This window comes from Alkalibacterium psychrotolerans (genome assembly GCF_054784355.1).
The window spans coordinates 1-3251 of the sequence record NZ_BAAGPH010000097.1 but is presented as its reverse complement, the minus strand read 5'-3'; the positions used below and the strand labels follow the sequence as shown (position 1 = coordinate 3251).

General features: G+C 39.3%; 3 protein-coding genes. 1 reads left to right on the top strand and 2 read right to left on the bottom strand.

Annotated features, from left to right (window positions below):
* Positions 1-166: 166 nt before the first annotated feature.
* Positions 167-535 carry an ArpU family phage packaging/lysis transcriptional regulator gene (locus tag ACYVLS_RS09145; protein WP_460323787.1) on the bottom strand — a complete coding sequence of 123 codons (369 nt, stop codon included), beginning with the start codon at positions 533-535 and terminating at the stop codon, positions 167-169.
* Between the two features lie 19 nt (positions 536-554).
* A complete protein-coding gene (locus ACYVLS_RS09140) occupies positions 555-998 on the bottom strand; it encodes an ArpU family phage packaging/lysis transcriptional regulator (RefSeq protein WP_460323785.1) in 444 nt (147 codons plus the stop codon).
* A gap of 470 nt (positions 999-1468) precedes the next feature.
* Between ACYVLS_RS09140 and ACYVLS_RS09135 the strand changes: the two genes are divergently transcribed.
* A protein-coding gene (locus tag ACYVLS_RS09135) for an IS3 family transposase (RefSeq protein WP_460323789.1) occupies positions 1469-2682 on the top strand; the annotation gives its coding sequence in 2 pieces (ribosomal slippage) (positions 1469-1754 and positions 1754-2682; 1215 coding nt in all).
* The last annotated feature ends 569 nt before the right edge of the window (positions 2683-3251 follow it).

The window sequence follows — 3251 nt, the reverse complement described above, 5'->3', positions numbered from 1 at the left end:
CGGCGGCATTCAAAGAAATTTTGATTGGAAATCAGTCAAACCAAGAACAAATTGCTGCGTAATTTCTTTGGTGAGGGTTAATCCGATAGGATTGTGAAGCATTTATTAGGGTGCGAAACTTGAGTAACAAAGTATTGAGGAGATTGTGTTTTTATATGGAAAAGAGCTACTCTTCTTTGAACACCAACAACTCACCTGCTTTATATGCTTCAGCAAACTTGACTAATGCTTTCTTTAATTGACGGTAATAGGCTGATTCTGAGTATCCTAATGAGTAGTATATTTCTATATCAGATATTTCTTCTATCTGTACATATCGCTTCATGATTATCTCTTTTTGCTCTTCTTTGAGACTGCTTATAGCCTCATCAAGGTATGTAAGCTGCTCTAAGGCATATAGTCCTAGAGAGCCTATTTCTGAACGTCTTTTGTACTTAAAATCTATTTCATCAGGCGCTAACCGTTTAGCTTTTCTGTATTCTTTTAGAACGTTTTTCGCTCTGTCCACTGTCGCCTTTGTATTTAAGTTAGTCATTTAACACTCCTGGAAAGCATTATTTGAAAACCTTCAACGCTCCTGCTCTATAGTAATCAGCAAACTCTAATTCTGCTCTTTTAACATAGTTATAGTAGGTGGATTCTGAGATAGATTCATCTAAGTAAATATTTATATTTGTTGTTGTAGAGGGTTTAAAATAGTAAAGCTTCATGCACTTAAGATAATCTTCATCTACCCGGTTAAATGCTTGCTCTATATCATCATAGATAGCTTTAGCCTTCTCTCTTTTAGCTACTGCTTGACCTATAATATCTGAATTCTGTTGACTGCCTCTTATATGGCCTGTATGACTTATTCTAGAGATAGCTGCATCTTCCCCACCGTTATGAGCCATGGCCTGTATCTTCTTATAGCTTCTAAGCAGTCGCTTTACGTTTTGCCTTGTCTTAGTCTCGTCTACTTCTTTTTCTAAATATTCAAACAGATCATTATCAAACATATAAGCCTCCTGAATTATATAGTTTCGACAGTTGCCCGGCTGACTATTCAGCCCGGGTACATTCTATTTAGGTTAACATTTGTCAACCTGCTCAAAAATGAGTAAGTTCATTTATGCCATCATTTGCCATCATTCCAAAACTTTTATCATGCTAACATTTGCTAACATTTTTCGCCGTGTGGTTTATCGAATTATGCTATCATTTGCAAGCGTCCTAGAGCCGATTAATACCACGATTTACCACAGTCAAAGCCTTGCAAAACCTAACAGATCACTAACATTTACCAACATAATTACTAGCATTTACTAGCATCTATTAAGCCTTTTAATGCCTCTAATAAGCTGTTTTCTGCGTTGCAACGTTTTGCGTTGCGTTGCATGGAGCGCTGCATCAAATGGATGGTCTACACTAAGTTGGACAGAAAAGATAAGGTGTGTATACTAGAGAAAACACACAGGAGGAATAAATGATGTCCAACCGTAGACAAAGACGCGAGTATTCAAAAGAATTTAAACAACAAATTGTTGATTTACACAATGCAGGTAAGCCGAGAAATGAGGTCATTTCGGAGTATGAACTGACCTCTTCTACTTTTGACCGTTGGGTCCGTGAGCACAATAGGACTGGATCGTTTAAACATCAGGATAACTTGACGCCTGAACAAAAAGAATTACACAAACTGAAAAAACGAAATGCTCAACTGGAAATGGAAAATGATATTTTAAAGCAAGCGGCGCTGATATTCGGGCGAAGGTCGAAGTAATCAAAGCAAATACACACAAGTATTCTATATCAGCGATGTGCCGTGCCCTAAAGATAAACCGTGGATCATACTACTATAAAGTCCAAAAGAAAAAGAATGAGTCGGTGCTGGAACAAGCCATTGTCGATGAATTTGCCAGAAGTAAAAATACCTACGGTACACGAAAGCTTAAACCTGTACTGGAAAAGCAAGGCTATACTGTGTCTCGCCGACGTATTGGACGTATTATGAAAAAGTTTAATTTGGTGTCTAAATATAATCGTCCGTCTTATAAACCACAGAGTACTGGGGTAAATCAAGCGAAGCTTGAGAATACATTGAACCGTGAGTTCTCTCAAACAGAACCCATGACAGCTATTGTCACAGACCTGACCTACGTTAAAGTGGCGAAAGCCTGGTTTTATGTGTGTTTCATTTTGGATTTATTCAACCGTGAAATTATCGGTTATTCAGCGGGTCCCCACAAAACCGCTGACTTGGTTATGCAGGCTATGGCAACCATCAAACGTGATTTACATACAGTCAAGATTTTTCATACGGATCGTGGGAAAGAGTTTGATAACCACACCATTGATGACTTGCTTGATACGTTTGATATTGAACGCTCATTGAGCCGAAAGGGCAATCCATACGATAATGCCGTCGCAGAATCGACGTATAAATCGTTCAAGTTTGAATTTGTTTATGACAATCATTTTGACACCCTCTACGACTTGCAGGTCCAACTTATGGACTACGTCCATTGGTGGAATAACTTTCGTCCTCATGGGGCATTAAACTATGCTTCTCCAATCGATTTCCGTCAGGAGTGGGAAAAAAAACAACCTTCAAACAAAGGAGCTGAGTCATTCGTCTATCGGTCGGCCACGTCAACACAACAGGATGGGGCCGGGACGGAAAGGGTGGTCTTGCCCTTGTAGTCCCGGACACAGTCTGTTAGATTAACCAGCCGATTGATTGCACGAAGGGCGTTGCTCATTCGGTTAAGTGAGGCACACGCTCGTGAACTTAAGGAACGCTTACGCTTTATCATTTCTGTTCAAAAAAGTGTTGACATACCAAAATTTAGAGAAAGAACACAACAATAGCTGCTGTGTCCTTAATCCTTATTTACTTTTACAAACTACGATAGTACTTTATATCCCGAGCGTGTCCACCAATAGCGCCTTCAGCGATCATTTTAACTTTGACATCATAACTATCATAGTCAGGACTGCTAAACCTATTTAAGGAACTGTCCATTCTTCCCAATGTTACGTTTAAGCGCTCTTTACGGTCAGGAGGGAACTCTGTCATAAGCCCTTTTTCAAAGGCTACCCCTTGCAATTTCTTCAATGCTAGCGGTGTTTTTTTATACTTATCTACTCAAGTTTCGCACCCTAATAAATGCTTCACAATCCTATCGGATTAACCCTCACCAAAGAAATTACGCAGCAATTTGTTCTTGGTTTGACTGATTTCCAATCAAAATTTCTTTGAATGCCGCCGG